The organism is Hymenobacter translucens, from assembly GCF_020685205.1.
GTDB lineage: Bacteria > Bacteroidota > Bacteroidia > Cytophagales > Hymenobacteraceae > Hymenobacter > Hymenobacter translucens.
This window is the reverse complement of record NZ_JAJERB010000002.1, coordinates 464,581-481,811: the sequence shown is the minus strand read 5'-3', so window position 1 is coordinate 481,811 and position 17,231 is coordinate 464,581. Positions and strand designations below refer to the sequence as shown.

Annotated in this window: 15 protein-coding genes; 6 read left to right on the top strand and 9 right to left on the bottom strand. The window is 60.9% G+C overall.

The annotated features are described in order from the left end of the window. Positions 1-98 precede the first annotated feature (98 nt). The 3 genes from LJY25_RS05785 (at position 99) to LJY25_RS05775 (ending at position 4,156) form a co-directional block, all read left to right on the top strand. Positions 99-1,820: a DUF1800 domain-containing protein gene (locus LJY25_RS05785; protein ID WP_227607290.1), complete on the top strand. Its 1,722-nt coding sequence runs from the start codon at positions 99-101 to the stop codon at positions 1,818-1,820. Positions 1,821-1,912: 92 nt separating this feature from the next. Then, entirely contained in the window at positions 1,913-3,490 is a 1,578-nt protein-coding gene (locus LJY25_RS05780; protein ID WP_227607289.1) for a DUF1501 domain-containing protein, read from the top strand. Positions 3,491-3,658: 168 nt separating this feature from the next. Further along, positions 3,659-4,156, top strand: a complete 498-nt coding sequence (locus LJY25_RS05775; protein WP_227607288.1) for a hypothetical protein — start codon at positions 3,659-3,661, stop codon at positions 4,154-4,156. Between the two features lie 99 nt (positions 4,157-4,255). On the opposite strand, the gene LJY25_RS05770 is transcribed toward LJY25_RS05775, so the two are convergent. From LJY25_RS05770 to LJY25_RS05750, 5 genes are all read right to left on the bottom strand, one after another. Beyond that, positions 4,256-4,930, bottom strand: coding sequence for an SOS response-associated peptidase (locus LJY25_RS05770; protein ID WP_227607287.1), 675 nt, complete (start codon positions 4,928-4,930; stop codon positions 4,256-4,258). Between the two features lie 149 nt (positions 4,931-5,079). Further along, the gene (locus LJY25_RS05765) at positions 5,080-6,501 is read right to left on the bottom strand and encodes a CehA/McbA family metallohydrolase (RefSeq protein WP_227607286.1); all 1,422 of its coding nucleotides are present in this window, start codon (positions 6,499-6,501) and stop codon (positions 5,080-5,082) included. A 226-nt stretch (positions 6,502-6,727) separates the two neighbouring features. Beyond that, complete coding sequence (locus tag LJY25_RS05760) at positions 6,728-7,816, bottom strand: sensor histidine kinase (RefSeq protein ID WP_227607285.1); 1,089 nt, start codon at positions 7,814-7,816, stop codon at positions 6,728-6,730. Positions 7,817-7,989: 173 nt separating this feature from the next. Next, entirely contained in the window at positions 7,990-8,514 is a 525-nt protein-coding gene (locus tag LJY25_RS05755; RefSeq protein WP_227607284.1) for a DUF2911 domain-containing protein, read from the bottom strand. Between the two features lie 101 nt (positions 8,515-8,615). Continuing rightward, positions 8,616-9,632, bottom strand: coding sequence for a glycoside hydrolase family 43 protein (locus LJY25_RS05750; RefSeq protein ID WP_227607283.1), 1,017 nt, complete (start codon positions 9,630-9,632; stop codon positions 8,616-8,618). A gap of 299 nt (positions 9,633-9,931) precedes the next feature. On the opposite strand from LJY25_RS05750, the gene LJY25_RS05745 reads away from it, so the two are divergent. After that, the gene (locus LJY25_RS05745; protein WP_227607282.1) at positions 9,932-10,390 is read left to right on the top strand and encodes a carboxypeptidase-like regulatory domain-containing protein; all 459 of its coding nucleotides are present in this window, start codon (positions 9,932-9,934) and stop codon (positions 10,388-10,390) included. Positions 10,391-10,442: 52 nt separating this feature from the next. Here the strand turns inward: LJY25_RS05745 and LJY25_RS05740 are convergent, their stop codons facing one another. Continuing rightward, positions 10,443-10,847 (bottom strand): hypothetical protein, encoded by a 405-nt coding sequence (locus LJY25_RS05740; protein ID WP_227607281.1) that lies wholly within the window; start codon positions 10,845-10,847, stop codon positions 10,443-10,445. 155 nt (positions 10,848-11,002) lie between these two features. Between LJY25_RS05740 and LJY25_RS05735 the strand changes: the two genes are divergently transcribed. Continuing rightward, entirely contained in the window at positions 11,003-12,802 is a 1,800-nt protein-coding gene (locus LJY25_RS05735; RefSeq protein ID WP_227607280.1) for a M61 family metallopeptidase, read from the top strand. A 274-nt stretch (positions 12,803-13,076) separates the two neighbouring features. Here the strand turns inward: LJY25_RS05735 and LJY25_RS05730 are convergent, their stop codons facing one another. The 3 genes from LJY25_RS05730 to LJY25_RS05720 form a co-directional block, all read right to left on the bottom strand. Continuing rightward, on the bottom strand, positions 13,077-14,555 hold the full coding sequence (locus tag LJY25_RS05730; RefSeq protein WP_317206578.1) for a M48 family metalloprotease: 1,479 nt from the start codon (positions 14,553-14,555) through the stop codon (positions 13,077-13,079). Positions 14,556-14,648: 93 nt separating this feature from the next. After that, positions 14,649-14,924 carry a hypothetical protein gene (locus LJY25_RS05725; protein ID WP_227607279.1) on the bottom strand — a complete coding sequence of 92 codons (276 nt, stop codon included), beginning with the start codon at positions 14,922-14,924 and terminating at the stop codon, positions 14,649-14,651. 345 nt (positions 14,925-15,269) lie between these two features. After that, positions 15,270-15,716: a hypothetical protein gene (locus LJY25_RS05720; RefSeq protein WP_227607278.1), complete on the bottom strand. Its 447-nt coding sequence runs from the start codon at positions 15,714-15,716 to the stop codon at positions 15,270-15,272. A 344-nt stretch (positions 15,717-16,060) separates the two neighbouring features. Between LJY25_RS05720 and LJY25_RS05715 the strand changes: the two genes are divergently transcribed. Further along, entirely contained in the window at positions 16,061-16,660 is a 600-nt protein-coding gene (locus LJY25_RS05715; RefSeq protein ID WP_227607277.1) for a LuxR C-terminal-related transcriptional regulator, read from the top strand. Positions 16,661-17,231 lie beyond the last annotated feature (571 nt).

The following is a 17,231-nucleotide window of genomic DNA, read 5'->3' as shown; positions in this document are numbered from 1 at the left end:
TAAATGGGTGTCAATGCAGAACCACCTGCTTATCTTGGCAGGTAGTACCGGTCTGTAACCGGCCTTTCCCGTCTCCATTTTCAACTGCGCTGCCGCCTATGGACAGAAGATCTTTCCTCCGCAAAAACACGGCTGTACTCACCAGTCCGGCAGCAACGCAGCGTGCGCCCGTCACGACTCCGCCAGCGGGACCACCGGAAACCGTCAGCCGGTTTGCCAACACCCAGCTGCCGACAACGGCCCGCTCATCAGCCGGGCTGAACCCCTATACCGGGCCCTGGGGCGCTGCGCAGGCGGCACATCTGTTGCGCCGGACCCTGTTCGGCCCCACGCGGACCCAGATAGCTACTGCCGCCGGCCAAAGCCTGACCCAGGTTATAAACGGGCTGCTGACAACTCCCGCCGTGCCTGCTCCGCCGGTCAACGTTTCGACCACTGATACCAGCGTACCCGTTGGCCAGACCTGGGTTAACCAGTCTTTCGACCAAGCCGTGGAAGGGGTCCGGCGCAGCTCGTTGCGGGCCTGGTGGCTGGGCCAGATGCTAACCCAGACGCCGACGCTGGCGGAGAAGATGACGCTGTTCTGGCACAACCACTTCGTAGTGGAGTTCAGCGAAATCAACGACGCCCGTTACGGCTACCGCTACGCGGCGCTGCTCCGGCAGCAGGCGCTGGGCAACTTCCGGCAGCTAACCAAGGATATCACCGTCTCGCCAGCCATGCTGCGCTACCTCAACGGCAACCAGAGCACGGCCGGGTCCCCGAACGAAAACTACGGCCGGGAGCTGCTGGAGCTGTTTACGGTGGGCAAAGGCCCTATTATCGGTCCCGGCAACTACACCAACTACACCGAAGCCGACGTGCAGGCCGCCGCCCGGGTACTGACGGGCTGGCGCGACAACAACGTGACCATGACGGGCTATTTTACGGCATCCCGGCACGACACCAGCATCAAGCAGTTTTCCTCCGCGTTCGGCAACGTAGCCATTCCCAACGCCGGCGACCAGGAATACAAGGCTCTGGTGGACCTGATATTCAACCAGGCCGAAACCGCGCGGTTTCTGTGCCGCAAGCTCTACCGCTGGTTTGTTTACTACGTCATCGACGCCACCACGGAAGCCGACGTGATTGAGCCAATGGCCCAGCTACTGATTCAAAGCAACTACGACGTGGCCCCGGTGCTGCGGGCGTTGCTGAGCAGTGAGCATTTCTACGACCCCATCAACTTTGGCTGCCTGATCAAGAGCCCGCTGGACTTCAGCCTGGGCGTGGCGCGGCAGCTGCAGATTGCGTTTCCGCCCGCAACGAATCTGGTGGCGCAGTACGGCATGTGGGACTACCTCAACAGCATCACCAACCTGCAGCAGCAGGTGGTGGGCGACCCGCCCAACGTGGCGGGCTGGGCCGCCTACTACCAGACGCCCCAGTACCACGAAATGTGGATCAACGCCGTGACCTTGCCCCGCCGCAACCAGTTTACGGACCTGATGATCAGCACGAACGGCTACAGCCGCAATGGGGCCCGGATCAGCATTGATCCGGTAACGCTGACGCTTACGTTTCCGGCCACCGTTGCCAGCGACGCCAACCTGCTCATCGCGGAATACGCGACGCTGCTCGTACCCATTCCGCTGACGCCTAACCAGCTAACCTACCTGAAGAGCGTGCTGCTGCCGGGCCTTCCCGACTTTGAGTGGACGGTGGAGTGGCAGGACTACCTGGCTGCTCCCACCAACGCGGCCAAACGTGCTGCCGTGAATACCAAGCTCCAGCTGATGCTGCGCACGCTCATGGGACTGGCCGAATTTCATTTGTCTTAACAATAGCTGCTAGCTGATGGCCTTTAGCTGCTGGCTTTTTACCAAGCCTGCTTAAAGCCAACAGCTATTAGCCAACAGCTACCAGCTTACTTATGAAGCGCAGAGACTTTCTCCAAACTACCGCGGCGGCTACGGTGATGCCGGCCCTGCTTGGCGGCCTGCCCATCGGCGCGTACGGCTTCTCGCCCGAGCTTTTCGAGCTGACCGGCGGGGCCACCCAGACCGACCACGTGCTGGTGCTCATTCAGCTCAACGGCGGCAACGACGGGCTGAATATGGTGATTCCGCTGGACCAGTATCCGGCCCTGATGAATGCCCGCGCCGACATTGCCATTGCTCAGTCGGAGGTTCTGCCCCTAACCCAGGCCACTGGCTTTCATCCGGCTATGGCGGGCCTGCGCAACCTCTACCAGAACGGTAAGGTGGGCGTGGTGCAGAGCGTGGGCTACCCCAATCCCAACTTCTCACACTTTCGGGCCACCGACATCTGGACGTCGGGCTCCGACTCCAACGTGACCATCAGCTCGGGCTGGGCCGGGCGCTACCTCGACAGTGAGTACCCGGGCTTTCCTACCGGCTTTCCCAGCACGCAGAACCCTGACCCTCTGGCTATCAGCATCGGCTCGGTGGTAAGCAACTGCGTGCAGGGGCCCACCCTGAACATGGGCATGGCCATTGCCAGCACGTCATCCTTTTACCAGCTGCTGTCGGGCGGCGTGGACGCGGCCCCTAATACACCGGCCGGCCATGAGCTGACCTTTATCCGGCAAGTGGTGCAGCAGACCCAGGTATACAACACCGCCATTCAACGGGCGGCGGGCCGGGCCAGCAATCTTTCGCCCCTATACCCGGCTGCGGGCGTCAACTCCCTGGCCGACCAGCTCAAGATTGTAGCCCAGCTGGTAGCAGGCGGGCTGCAAACCCGGATCTACGTCTGCAACCTCGGCGGCTTCGATACCCACGTGCTGCAGGTGCCGGCCACGGGCACTACGTCGGTGGGTACGCACGCCACGCTGCTGGGCAAAATCTCCCAGGCCATTGAAGCCTTTCAGGATGACCTGGCCCGCCTCCGAGTGCAGGACCGGGTAGTAGGCATGACGTTCTCGGAGTTTGGGCGCCGCATCCGGGCCAACTCCGGCAAGGGCACCGACCACGGCGCGGCAGCTCCCCTGATTGTTTTCGGCACCAGCGTGAACCCCATTATCCACGGCACCAACCCCGTACTGCCGGCATCGGCGGGCGTGAACGACAACCTGCCGATGCAGTTCGACTTCCGCAGCGTGTACGCCAGCATTCTGAAGGACTGGTTCCAGGTTCCGCAAACCACCCTCAATCAGCTCTTGTACCGGGGCTTCCCTTACCTGCCCATCATTCGCCCCGGCGTAGTAACCGGCACCGCGGCGGCCGACCTGAACGTACCAGGTTTCAGCGTGTATCCCAACCCGGTACGGGGGCACGCTACCATTACGTTTGAGGCCGGGGGCGGCCACGTACAGGTAACGCTGTTCGATACCATGGGCCGGGAAGTACAGCGGGTAGCGGACCGCGTGCTGCCCCGGGGCGCCCAGCAGCTTTCCCTTGATGCCAGCGCGCTGGCCGCCGGCTCCTACTACTGCCACGTGCAGGAGGGCAATCGGGTAAGCAGCCGGCTGCTGGCCGTGGAAAACTAAACGAAACCGGGCGCTGCCAGTTAGTGGTGGCGGACATCAGGTGGGAGGAATCCGGAATTCTTATAACCGGAGGCAGCCCGGTGAAAGATTTTTCCGTACACGCTTTCCGATGGTGCTTCTACCGTCGCATACCGAAACTTTCACCCGTTCCTAACACCAACTCCAGCTATGGACAACCAACTCGAAAAGACTATTGAAGACAACCTGGAAAAAATCCTTCCCGAGGATCTGGCCCGCACCTTCGAAAGCGCCTACCACGTCTACCAGGGCAATCATGAGCACATGGAGGACCTGCTCCGCCACGGCGGTACCCTGCTGAAGAAAGCCGCTCAGCGCTTCACTCCTACCCAGCTCGTCATTGGTATTGCCGTACTGGCAGCCGGTGCCGTACTGGCTATTCAGCGCGCCTCCGACTCGGGTGATGACCGTGGCGGAAAGAAAGGCAAGCCGAATGGCGGACAGGGTGCCCGACCTGCTGGTGGTGCCAACGCCGGTGGTGGCAACCAGGGCGGACAAGGCGGCGCCCAGGGCAATAAAGGTGGTCAGTCCGGCCAGGGTGGTCAGTCCGGCCAGGGTGGTCAGTCCGGCCAAAGTGGTCAGGCTGGACAAGGCGGCGCTGGCGCCGGTGGTCAGGGCGGCAACCAGGGTGAGCCCGGCCGTCACTAGTCTACCATAGACTTTCATCAAGCCGCTTCCGATCCGCATTATATAGAAAAGCCTCCTGCAAGCTGCAGGAGGCTTTTTCGTGCGTGGTTGCTTGATTATTTACGCTGCTTCCAAAACCTCCGGATCGTTGTTGCCCGGCGAGTTTACCCGGGTGCTCACCGTATACTCCCGCATCCGCTCGGCCGCGTAGGGACGCAGCAGCTCCTGATGAGCGGCCGTCGGCACACCATCGTCCAGCCAGGCCAGCTCGGCGTGGCGGTCGGGCAGAATCACGGGCATACGGTTGTGCAGGCCGGCCATCAGCTCGTTGGGCTCGGTGGTGATGATGGTAAAGGTTGGAATGACTTCTCCCGTGCTGCGGTCGGCCCACTCGTCCCAGAGCCCGGCGAAGGCAAACGGCTGCTCATCGCGCAGCAGAATCCGATGCGGTACTTTGGGCCCTTTGCCGGTGGGCGCGGTTTGCTGCCACTCGTAGAAGCTGTCAGCCAGCACAAGGCAGCGGCGGCGCTGCAGCAGTTGGCGGAAGGACGGCTTCTCGGCCAGGGTTTCGGCCCGGGCGTTGATGGGCTTGGTAGCCGTTTTCATGTCGCGCACCCAACCGGGCAGCAACCCCCACTGCAACAGCTGAATCCGGCCCGGCTCAGTGTTGGTAATGATGGGCAGGCGCTGGGAAGGAGCCGCGTTGAAGTTGGGAGGCATAGGCTCAGTGAAGGTGGCGTCGAAACGCTCTTCAATGACGGGAACCGGGGCGGTAAACGTATAACGACCACACATAAGCAAGCGGCGGAAAGGTGGAACAGAAGCTCCTGATACGCACAAACCCCGGTCTGCCGTTGTCCGGCCCTCGCCAAGCTGAGTTCGGCAGTAAACAGCTGCGCCCGGCCTGCGGGTGCAGACCGGGCGCAGCAAGTGACGCAGACAGGCTATTCGATTACGAGCTTACGGTGCGTGGTGGCTCCCTGCTGGGTGAGGCGCACGGTATAAATACCGGCGGCCAGGTTTTGCTGGCGGGCATCGAGCAGGTAGGAATGCGGACCGGCAGCCTGCCGCTCTTGGCTGCTGAGCACGCTCACCTGCCGGCCCAGACCGTCGAGAACTTCCAGGCTGACTTCACTGGCCGAGGGCAGGAAGTAAGACAACGTGACGGGGCCCTGAGCCGGGTTCGGAAACACGTCGAGGGCCACGGCCGCCACGGCATTGGCCGTGCTGGTTACGGCCGTGCGGTTGTACCAGATCGGAGACGTAACGATGCGGTGCCCATCGGCCTGCAGGGCTACGGCATAGTAGTAATAGGAGGAGCCGGCCGTAACGGCATCGGCGTAGCTGAGCGAAGCCGAGCCGGCCGGCGCGGTAGCCACCGTCACGGCATTCTGGCCGCTGCCGGGTACGCCGCGCAGCAAGGTCAGGGACTGCACTGCCTCATTGTCGGCATCAGCTACGTTCACGCTGATAGTTGCGTCGGTCGTGCCCTGCATAATGCTGCCCATGGGCTGGGCGTTCAGCGTAAAGTTGACTTGCGTGTTCCAGTCGTCGGAAGCGTAGAAGCGGCGCGCGCGCAGGGCCTGCATCACGTCCAGCTTGGTGAGCGAGGGAGCCAGCACTACGATCCGGCCCTGGGTGGTGCGCCCGAACGTCGTGTTGTGGTTGTCGTGGTCCAGCGAAATGCCCACGTGGTAGCCCTTGGCCAGCATCGTGCGGTAGGTACTCTCGTAGGAGCTGGTAGAAGGGTTGCTGTACGTCAGGTTTGTCGACATGGCCGGGCCCGAGCGCAGCGGCGTCCCCACGATGGCGCTGTCGGCGCGGGGGCTGAAGGCGGTGGAAGCAGAGTACAGGTTACCGTAGTCGCCCGTCTGGGGGTGGGCAAACAGGGCAAAGGCGCCGGGGCGGCGGTTGATCTGCTTGAACAGGGACTGGTAGTCGCTCCGGGCCACGAACACGTCGTAGTTGCCGGCCTCCCAGCCCAGCAGCTGATCCACGCCATACACCAGGATGTGGCCACCACCCGAAATAACGCCCCATTCCATGCCGTAGAGGGCTACAAACTGTCCGTTTACCGTGGTGCTGTCGGCCTGACGGATACCCTTGGCATAGTTGGGCCGCTGCATACCTGCCTGCGCGTGGTTGTGCTCGGATATGCCCAGAAAGTCGAGGTGGAGAGACGCGTTGGCAAAGGAATAATCCTGGGCCGGGGTGCTGTAGCCCGTCGTGGCCTCATCGGCGTTGCCATCCGAATAGGAGGAGTGGGCATGCAGGTTGCCGAAGTAATAATTATAGGTCGGGGCCTGGGCGCGAGCTCCTAAGGCCCAGCAGAAACCTGCCAGGATAAGCGTAAAGGTTTTAAGCATGCTGCTGCAATAGGTTAGGTAGGAAGAGCGGGAAACAAATATAGCCTTTTTCTAAGAAGCGCCACGGGGCTCCCCAGCTACTCTGCCCTAACCTTACTTGCAGATAACCAGTTCACTCGAAATCACGAAGCCCCGTTTAAAGCGGTCAGCGCCTGCGTTCCGGGGCTGAAATCGGGGTTGGCGCAAAGTAGATTTCTACGGAGTGCGGCCCGCCCCTGCCCGCCGGCTACTCGCCCAGGCTCAGGGGCAGCCGGATAAAAAATGTAGTTCCCTGGTTTTCGGCGCTTTCAAACTCGATTGAGCCCTCGTGCAGCTCTACAATGGTCTTGATAATCGACATGCCCAGGCCAGTCGACTTCTCGCCCCGCAACCCGGGGCGGCGGGCTTTGGTGAACTTGTCGAAGAGCACGGGGTGAAATGCCTCCGGAATGCCGATGCCATTATCCGTTACCGTAAGGAGCACGTGGTCTTCCTTCTCCTCTAGAGTCAGCTCAATGCGCCCCCCATCCGGCGTAAACTTGATAGAGTTTGAAATCAGGTTGTTAATCACCTGCATGAACTTGTTGATGTCCATCCAGATGTAGATGGACGGCTGGTTGCTGCGCAGGATAAATTCTTTGTCGACGTTTCGCTCCCCCTCCCGGTAGTTGTCCACCACAATCTTGGTCTGATGCACCAGATCCGTCCGCTCGCGCTTGAGGTCGATGTTGGCGGATTCAAGAAACTCGTGGCCCACGAAGTCGCGGATCAGGTCCACGCTTTCGCCGCAGGTGGTTCGGATAATGCGCACCAGCTCATTGAGGTCGGCATTCTGATAATGCTCCAGCTTATGGCCCAGGCGGGCCGAGACTTCGTGCATCAGGTTGAGCGGCCCGGCCAGGTCGTGCGACAGAATCTCCAGGGTGGAGTTCTTCTTCATGTTGTACTTGTGCGCATTCTCCAGATACTCCTTGTTTGAGGAGATGTCGTGGGCAAAGCCGGTCAGGAAGGTTTCGCCGTTTTCCTGCACGCAGTGGGCCGACAAGCACAGCCACTGCACAAGGCCGTTGTCGCGAATCAGGCGGGCCTCAATATTTTCCATGGCCTCGCCCCACACCAGGTGGGCAAAGCACCCCGCCAGGTAGGCTTTATCGTCGGGATGAATCTGCCTGAGCAACCCCGGCAGCTCCTCATTCACTTGGTTGCAGTGCCCGTGCAGCAGCAGTTCGTAGGCATCGTTGACGTACGTGATGCGCCCTTCCCGCAGGCTGTACACGAAGAACACCTGATGCATCTGCTCAACGAGCTGCTGATATACGGTTACCGGAAACGACATGGCATTCAACGGAAAATAGGATAGCTGATAGTACCGCAGTAGTCGTGGTTTGGTTGCCCCCGATCAGCCGCAACCCATGCTGAACTATGGGATGGACGTTGGGCCCGGGAAAAATAAGCCCCGGCCAGTGAATAGCCGGGGCTTTGGGCCTGGGTGAGGCGTCGTACGCGGGCTTACTTAATCGTGAGCGGCACCTCCACGTTTTCCCAGCGCATCACCATGCCGGGGCTCACCACTTCGTACACCAGCCGCTCGGTCATGGCCGCGGCTTTGCGCGGCATGACCGTAACGCGCAGGGCATCCTGCTTTTCGTCGTACTTATAGGCTCCCCACTGCTTGGCGACCTTATTGAAAATGACAGTCCACTCCTTTTCGGTCGGAATCAGGAAAAAGGAGTACGTGCCGGCGGCCAACGGCTTGCCCTGCACGGTGACGTCTTTGGTAAACTCCACTGTGGTAGCCTCGTTGGCCCCAGCCCGCCAGACCTTGCCATACGGCTCGAGCCCGCCCCAGATCGTGCGGCCCTTCACCGCCGGGCTGCTGTATTTGATGGTAACCGTGCCGCTGCCGGCTTTACCGGTTGCCGTGGCCGGCGGACTGGCCGGGGCCTTGGCGCCCGACTGGGCCCAGCTTAGCGTGGAAAAGAGCAGGGCAACGAGCAGCAGGGTCAGCCCGCGGAGTGAGGAAATGGTTTTCATGAAGCGAAACGTTGGTTGTTGAGCTCAGTGCCAGGGTAACCGGTCCTCGGCGGCTTTGTTTTTTAGCAAAGTCACGGCCCGGGGGCCAGCGTTGCAGCCCGCTACTCACCCGCTACCGTGGGCCGGGGCTGGGGCGTGCGGGTGGGGGCACCGGGCAGGAGCCGGGGCCAGCCATCCACGTAGTCGAGGCGGTCGAGCAAAAGCACCCGGCGGGAGTAGCCCTGGTCGGCATCGATGGCGTCGAAGGTAGGCTGGGTGGGGTCGATGGCGTGATAGGCCAGCCAGTCGTGGCCGGCGGCGTCGGTAATCACGCAGTTGTGGCCGGGGGCCCGCCAGTGCTGGTTTATTTCCAGAATGATGCTGTGCGGATGCCCTCCGGCTTCCGAGAGGGTTTCAAACGGCCCCGTAGCGTGGCGCGACCGGGCCACCATCACGCCGTAGTGGGCATCGTCGCCGCAGCAGTTGTTGCCGGAGTAGAACAGGTAGTACCACCCGTCGCGCAGCACCACCCAGCTGCCCTCCACCAGGCGCTGGTAGTTGTCGGGGTCCTCGTGCTCCAGGGGCTGCACGAGCTCAATCGGCCGGCTGCCCGGGGCAAACGAGGTACGGTCGGAGGCCAGTTCCTGCACCCGCAATGGCCCGAACCCTGAGCCCCAGTACAGCAGGCGGCGGCCCGTGGCGGGGTCGTCGAAAGCCATGGGGTCGATGTGTACAAAGCCCTCGGTGCCGCACTGCAGGGGTCCGGCAGAGTTGACGAACGGTCCGGCGGGATGCTCCGCCGTGGCGACGGCCAGGCAAAAGCCCCCGCCGGCATTGGGCAAAGCCGAGAAGTACAGGTAGTAGCGGCCCTCGTGCAGGCTGACGTGCGGGGCCCAGATTTTCTGGGTAGCATCGGCCCACACCGGCTTCTCGGGCAGGCCTTCTCCCAGCAGCTCCCAGTCGACCAGGGTCCGGGAGCGGGCGACCTGCAGGTTGATAATCACCCCGCCGGGCCGCTTGGTCTGGGTACCATAGGCGTAGTACCAGCCGTCGGGCGCCAGGATAATGGTCGGGTCGGGGAAATCCTCGTCGAGCACGGGGTTCTGATAGAAGCCGGCAGGCAGAGCAGCTGGGGTCATGGGGTGCAGTTACGAAGAAGCAAAGCGGGATGTCACCGGCCGATCCGGCGGCTGATTTGACGAAGCCCGCGGTGGTTTGGTTGTTCAGCTTCCGAATATGCGGCCGACAAAGACCGGCTGAGTAGCTGCCCGCAGAAAATAGGTCCCGGATGGCATAGTCAGGCAGGAGCCTGGGGTGGACAGCTTAAAATTCATTCAACGTTATGTAATTTAACTCGTAATAATTTATACTATATTAGCAATACAGTAGCCACTCTGCGTCAGCAACCACCGTTTTCCCACCTTAACCAGCCTGCCTTATGCGTCCTGTCTACGCTCTGCTCTCGTTGGTGCTGGTCCCGGTAATGGTGACGGCCCAACCTTCTTCCTCTTCTGAAACGGTTTCTGCCCCGCCGGCCGCCAGCACGGCGGGCCTGGAGAAAGGAACGCCGGGCGGCATTGCCTGTCCTTACTTTATGGGAGTAGTGCTCGACGGCCACAACGTGCCGGTTGTGGGCGCTACGGTCGGGGTTAAGGGCACCAAAACGCTGATCAGCACCAATGGCGAAGGCCGCTACGTCATCGAGCTACCGGGCACTGACTCCCGGCCATCGACGTTGCAGGTCAGTGCCGGCGGCTACCAGAGCCGGGAAATTCATCTTCAGGACTGTCAGTCCCTGACCATCAGCCTTGAACCCCTGCCTGGCACCCGCATCAAACAGCGCGGCAGGCTGAAAGGGCAGATTACCCGGGTCGGCGTCGACTATGCCTCCGAGTAACGATTCCTGATCTGGCCCCATACCGCAGCCTATTCGCCGTGGCGGTGACCCGCTACACCGGCCAGTTCTGCTGCTGCAGCCAGACGTAGGCGGAGGCCACGTCGTCGAAGGTGGCTATAACGGGGCGTTGTACGTATTGCAGCACCCGCTCCGTGTCCTGACGGGCGGTAAAGTCGCGGGGATACACCCAGGCAATGTATTGAAGCCCGGCCCGCAGCATTTCCCCAATCCACCACTGTCCCCACTCCGAAAGATGCACGGTGGTGCGGGTGATGCTGGAGTTGTCGTTCAGAATCTTGTGACAGGGCCAGCTGCGCAAACTTTCCAACATTTGCAGGCAGGCTGCCTGCGACGAGTCCTGGTTGTGCTCCCCTTTCCAGTCGACGTAAAGCCAGCGGTTGTCCGGGTCGTAGCCGATAAAAATGCCGCCTTCGTCGACAAGGGGGTGGAGCTGCATGCAAAAGAGAAATTGTGGCTGGCTGAAGCCGGCCAATTGCCAACCAAGATACGACGCGGAGTCCGTCGAGGCTAGTTCAGGACCGAAAACCAGCCCGCACGCAACTATCCGCCGGTTTTGCTATCCTTGGCCTGAACTTCAATTTCTGACTGCTGATGAACGGATTCCTGCGTCTGAGCCTGTGGGCCGGACTCTCGCTCACGACCGTGCCCGCCCTGGCTGGCCCCGACCTTACCTACACGGTTACCATTGCCCCCAACCAGGAGGACGTGTTCCGGGTGAAGCTGGCCGTGAAAGGCCTGAGCAAGCAGCAGGGCATCTACCAGTTTGCTGCCACCGCCCCCGGCACCTACCAGGTGATGGACATGGGCCGCTACGTGCGCAAGTTCGAGGCCTTTGATAAAAAGGGGAAGCTCCTGCCCTCCAAGCAGCTGTCGACCAACCAGTGGCAGCTCGATGAGCCGGAGAAAATCCGGGAAATCCGCTACGACATTGCCGAAACCTGGGACACGCCGGTAACCGAACACGACATCATGCGCATGTGCGGCTCGTCGCTCGAAGCCGACCACGCCCTGCTCAACGGCCAAACGGTACTGGGCTACCCCCAGGGCCTGCAGGCCGAGCCCCTGAAGCTGAAGCTCGAATACCCCGCCGGCTGGAAAGTGGGCACCGTGCTGGTGCCCGACGCCAAAGGCTACTACCAGCTGAAAAGCTACGACCACGCCGTGGACTCGCCCATTCTGCTGGGCCGCCTCACCGAAGCCAGCACCAAGGTTGGTGACGCGGACGTCATCCTGTACAGCTACTCCCAGACCGACGTAGTGCAGGCCAAGCCCCTGCTCGACCAGATGCAGAAGATGCTGGGGGCGGCGCAGGCGTTTCTGGGTGGGCAGCTGCCCGTGAAGCGCTATGCCTTTCTATACCATTTCCAGGACCGCGACAACGGCGCCTGGGAGCATTCCTACAGCTCGGAATATGTGCTGAAGGAGCGGCCCCTGACGCCGGAGTTCGTGCAGGAAATCACCGACATGGCGGCCCACGAGTTTTTTCACATCGTGACCCCGCTTAACATCCACTCGGAAATCATTGAGCACTTCAACTTCGTCCAGCCCACCGGCTCGGAGCACCTGTGGCTGTACGAGGGCGTTACGGAATGGGCTTCCCACACCATGCAGCTGCGGAGCGGCCTGATTCCGCTGGACAAGTACCTGAGCACCCTGCACGACAAGGTACTTTACGACCGGACCCGGGCCGACACCACTTACAGCCTGAGCAAGCTGGGATTGAACTCGTTCAGCGACGAGGGCCAGCAGCAGTACGGCAACATCTACCAGCGCGGCGCCCTTACCGCCACCCTGCTCGACCTGCGCCTGCTCCAGCTTAGCGGGGGCAAGCGCGGCCTGCGCGACGTGCTGATCGAGCTGACCAAGAAGTATGGCCCCGACAAGCCCATCAGCGAAAAGACTTTCTTCCAGGATTTCACCAGCCTTACCTATCCCGAAATCGGGGACTTTCTGCGGCGCTATGTGCAGAACGCCGAGCCCCTGCCCTACCAGGAATACTTTGGCTGGGTAGGCATCCGCTACCGGCCGTCGGTAAGCACCGGCCGGCAGGTGTCGCTGCTGGGCAGCGGCTTTGCCATGCCGCAGAATACGCTGCAGCTGCGGCGGGTGGGCCCTGAGCTGCGGGCTTGCGGGGTGGAAGAAGGCGACGAGCCGGTCAGCATTATGGGCCAGCCCGTGCAGCCCGAAACCCTGCGCCAGCTGTTCGGCACCATCATGGCCACCGCGCCGGGCACCGAGTACGAGCTGGTGGTACGCCGGGCCGGAGTTGAGAAAAAGATCAAGTGCCGCCTGGTTGGCCAGCCCGAAGTGTACCGCTTTATCTTTGAGCCCGACCCCAGTGCTACCCCCGCCCAGCTCGCCCTGCGTCAGGCGTGGCTGAAGAATTTGTAAGAGTTATTAGCTGCAAGCCGTAAGCTACAAGCGGCAAGCTTTTTTGTCGTGCTGTCATCCTGAGCGTAGCAGAGCGCAGTGAAGGATCTGCCACTGATAAGCCGAAAACCTAAGCAAATAAGAAAAGCCCTTTACCAATGCTGGTAAAGGGCTTTTCATTGTAGGCTGTTTGCTATAGCAGAGGCTGGTCCTTGGCTACTCCGACCTTCGGTTCGCAGACTCAGAATGACAACAGCTAAAAAAGCTTGCCGCTTGTAGCTTGCAGCTCTAAACCCTACCGCTCAATCACCTTGATCAGGGAGCCGGCGTTGACCTGGTCGTTGAGCTGCATGCCGTTGAGGATGGCCATTTCTTCCATGCGCTTCTCGGGCACGTTGTAGGTGCGCAGGGCGGCGGCCAGGGTGCTGCGCAGTTTCAGCGTCTTGATGCGCACCCGCTCGGGCTGACGGTTCAGCTTGTCGGGGTCATTGAGAGGAGCGAAGCCCTGCATGGTAGCGCTGAAGGACGGGTAGAACGCGTTGAAGTCGGTAGCGGCCGTAACGCCCATCATGCCATAGATGGCGTTGTTGTACTGAATCAGGTAGATCAGGGCGCGTACGGGAGCCTGCTGTTGCTGCTGCGGCTGTCCCTGCTGCTGTTGCTGCTGCTGATCCGCCACGATGGCAATGGCCGGCAGCCCGTTTACCGTCACGCTTTTCGACTCCACCGGCTGCAGCTGGTTTTTCTGCACCACCTGCTGGGCCGCCGCTTCCAGCGACGTGCCGGGCACCAGGGTCAGAAACATCAGGGCCTTGCCGTCCTTGGGCGCCATCTGAAACTGGGCGGGCGAGTTCTGGTGAGCCCAGCCGGCCGGAATCGGGAATTCAAACTTCAGGTCGGGGTGGTAAAAGCGGTTGTTTTCCACGAAGCCCTGCTTGGGGTCCTCGCCGTATACCAGGCCATCGATCATGCGCAGGTACCCGTCGCGGTTTACGGCCAGGCTGGTAGAAGCCGCTCCGTTTTTCTGCTTCCAGTCATTGGCCAACTGGTTGACGCGGGTATAGCGGTCGGCGGGGTTGGGGTGGGTCGAGAGGAAGTCGGGCAGGGCCTGGGCGCCGCCTTTCTCCTGCTCCCGCTGTAGCGTCACGAAGAAGTCGGCCATCTGCTTGGCGTCGTAGCCAATCTGACTGGAGTAGTCTACGCCCAGCTCGTCGGCCTGCATTTCGTCGTCGCGCCCGAACTTCAGAAACAGCAGACCCAGTCCCTGCGAAGCCTGCTCGGCGTACTGCCCGAACCGGGGCGAAGCAATGGCCGCGCCAATCAGGCCCACCTGGGCCAGGGTAGCCTTGGTTTGCTGCCGGGCTGAGTGCCGGGCCGTCACGTGGCCGATTTCGTGGCCCAGCACCCCGGCAAACTGCGCCTCGTTGTTGAAGTGGGCCATAATGCCCCGGGTAAAGTACACGTAGCCGCCCGGCACGGCAAAGGCATTGATGACGGGAGAGTCGACAATCTTGAACTGGTACTTCAGGTTGCTGCGGTGCGCAATGGCCGCCATCTTCTGCCCCTTCTCGTCGATAAAGCGCTGGAGCGTTTCGTTGGGGTACAGCCCCATCTGCGCGGTAATCTGGGGGTCAGCCTGCTGGCCCATGGCAATTTCCTGCCCCTCCGATACCAGCATCACTTCCTTTTTGCCGCTGACCGGGTTGGTGGAGCAGCCATTGAACAGCAGGATTGCGGCGGCGCCGAGGCCGGCCAGGGAGTACGTTTTCATCATGGGGCACATTGCGTGAAACAAGCCCCCGCCGCGCAACGGCCGGGGTAGGGCTTGCAACGCTAACTTACCCGATTGGTTACAACCGCGCCTGGCTCACGCCGTGGGGGCTACGAACGGACCAATGGCAAACCATACGGTTCCGTCGGCCTCGAAGCTGCGGGTCTGCACTACTACGATCAGCTCATCCTCGACGTAAAGCCGGTCGCCGGTGCCGGGCAGCATGTCGTGCTGCTGCTGCAGGCGGTAGATGGCGGCTCCGATGGCGTCTTCAAGGTCGGCAATGGCGTTATGCCCCTGCTCCCGCCCGTGCTGCTGGAACAAGGCTTCGGCGTAGGCGGGCGTGATGTTGAGGCTGAACGGGGTTTCCATGAAGATCGGTGGATTGGTTGGGGTAGGCGGCAAAGGTAGCAAAGCCCCGTCGCCGCGTTCCTATGATCTGCCCATCCCCATATGAATGGTCATGGATTGAAGAACATCATTTCGAACCTGGCGGGGAGCCGAAGGACAGCGCAGCTAATCTTGCGTCCTATGTTGAATAGGAATACCAACGAAGCAGTCGAGATGCTTCGCAGGTCTCAGCATGACCGCCCTTTGTCAGAACTATCAAACCACGCCAGATCAGCTACGGTGACGTTCGGCTACGCCGTTCCCTGGTTGATGCGCAACAAGCCCGGAACGACCGTCTGGTTATTGGTCAGCCTCCCTACTTATTCGTTACCGGCTGGCCGGTGCCGAAGCCGTTACCGGCGGAGCACCTACCTGCAGCCAGCTCATGGCATCCTGCTCCTGAATAAAGCGCTGCACCCGGTACGGCCGGCCGTCGAAGTAGCTTAGCGAAGGCACCGCAGGGTCCGCTTCCAGCTCCGCCAGGTGACTCGGGGCAAACAGATAAGCGAGCAGTACGGTCTCGGGCATCCGGGCGGCTACCCGGGGAAAGAAATCGGCCTGCATCCACGGGGTAGCATCCTGGAAAGCAGTATCGCGACGCCGCACATCAATCAGCCACCGGGCGCAGCCGTGGGTTACGGCCGCATCGAGAATGGCTGCGTAGCCCTGCTCCAGCTCGGTCCGGGAGGGCTGCCGCATCCACCGGCACACCAGCAGCCCGATGTCAGCGCGGTACAGGATATGCAGATGGTCCAGGGAGACAGAAGCGGGCATAACGGAAGCGTTGGAGACGTTAAATATACCTATCTACCAGGAATCGGGTAGCCAAGTGGGCGGAACTGTGGTCCCGGGTGAAGCTTTGCCGGACGCTTCGGCAACCAGCTACTGCCACTGGTAGCAGAGCTAGGTTCGAAAAACAGCGGGCGAATAAGCAGAACAGTAGAAAAATTTCTGCATTATTCTTTTATCAACTGTTTCTTTTCTGCGGAATAAGCAACACCTTGGGGCTATATACCGGCGTGTGCCTTTACAGCCGGTAACCCCGCTCTAACCCACCAGTCACCTATTGTTCCAACAAACCTTTTCCTGCCCATGTAACAACCTTTACCCGCGCTTTTATGTCGTCTGCCACTCCCACGGTGCTTGTTGCCGCTGCTCCTTCACTTTATCGTCAGGGGCTGCTGGCTACCCTGCGTGACTCCTGGCCTGCTTCTGTTATCACCATTATTCCCGCGACCCAGCAGCTGCCGGCCCTGCTGAGTCAGCACGCCTATTCGTTAGTAATCGTCGACAGCTACCTGTCCGACGAGTCCCTGCTCACGCTGCTTCCCCGAATTCAGGCCCGCCGTTCCCAGCCCATGCTGGTGCTTTCCGACGGCCCCTGCCCCCGGCCTTACCAGCCTCACCCCGGCCCCGTCGCCTGGCTTGACCGCCACACGCCCCTTCCCGATTTTATTGATGCCGTTGCGCCCTGGCTTGATGCTGAGCCTGCCGTCCGGCTATGCCCATGCGGCCCGCCCTCACCCTTCAGCCCCCGGGAGCTGGAAGTGCTCCACCTCGTCGTGGCCGACCACAACAACCTGGAAATAGCCGACCGCCTCTGCCTGAGCGTGCGCACCGTGGAAAGCCACCGCCGGGCGCTGCTGCAGAAAGCTGGGGCAAAGACGCTGCTGGGGCTGGCGGTGCTGGCAGTGAAGCGGGGGTGGGTGGGGGTGTGAAATTCAGTGCTGGCACTCATTCGCAGAGGCAGTAGAAAGGGCACATTAGCCATACTACATCAGCCTGCCATTTCGGGGAGTTGCTATTCTTGGATTTTCAAGTGCCCACCAGACGCCCTAGAGCGTGTTAGTGACTTTGAGGCCTTGTGAGCAATACTTCTAAATAACCCGGACGTAAAGCAGCCCGCTACGGCATCTTCTCGGTCTCGATGGACCTATGGCGTACCTTTATCATACTCATGCCAGCTGAAAAATTGCTCAACTCGCTGGAAAGTCATTAACACGCTCTAGGGCTAGTAGCAGTCGAGTTTTAAGGTGGCTTGAGCTGACTTTGCGGGCAATACGTCTGCTTGTCGCTGGTCAGCTCACCGTGTGATCCACAAATCAGTGCTAGCACTGATGCAGAGCAGGGGTACCTAATTTTACTTTGGGCACCGCTTGGATCGCAGATGCTCGCGGGTCAGTCGCTGAAGCGATTCTTGGATTGCTATCGATGGCAGTAATGGATCCCAAGCCGAATTTATTGCAGGTGCTGCGCATGCGAAGCTGTACAGCGGTCCGGGCCACCAAT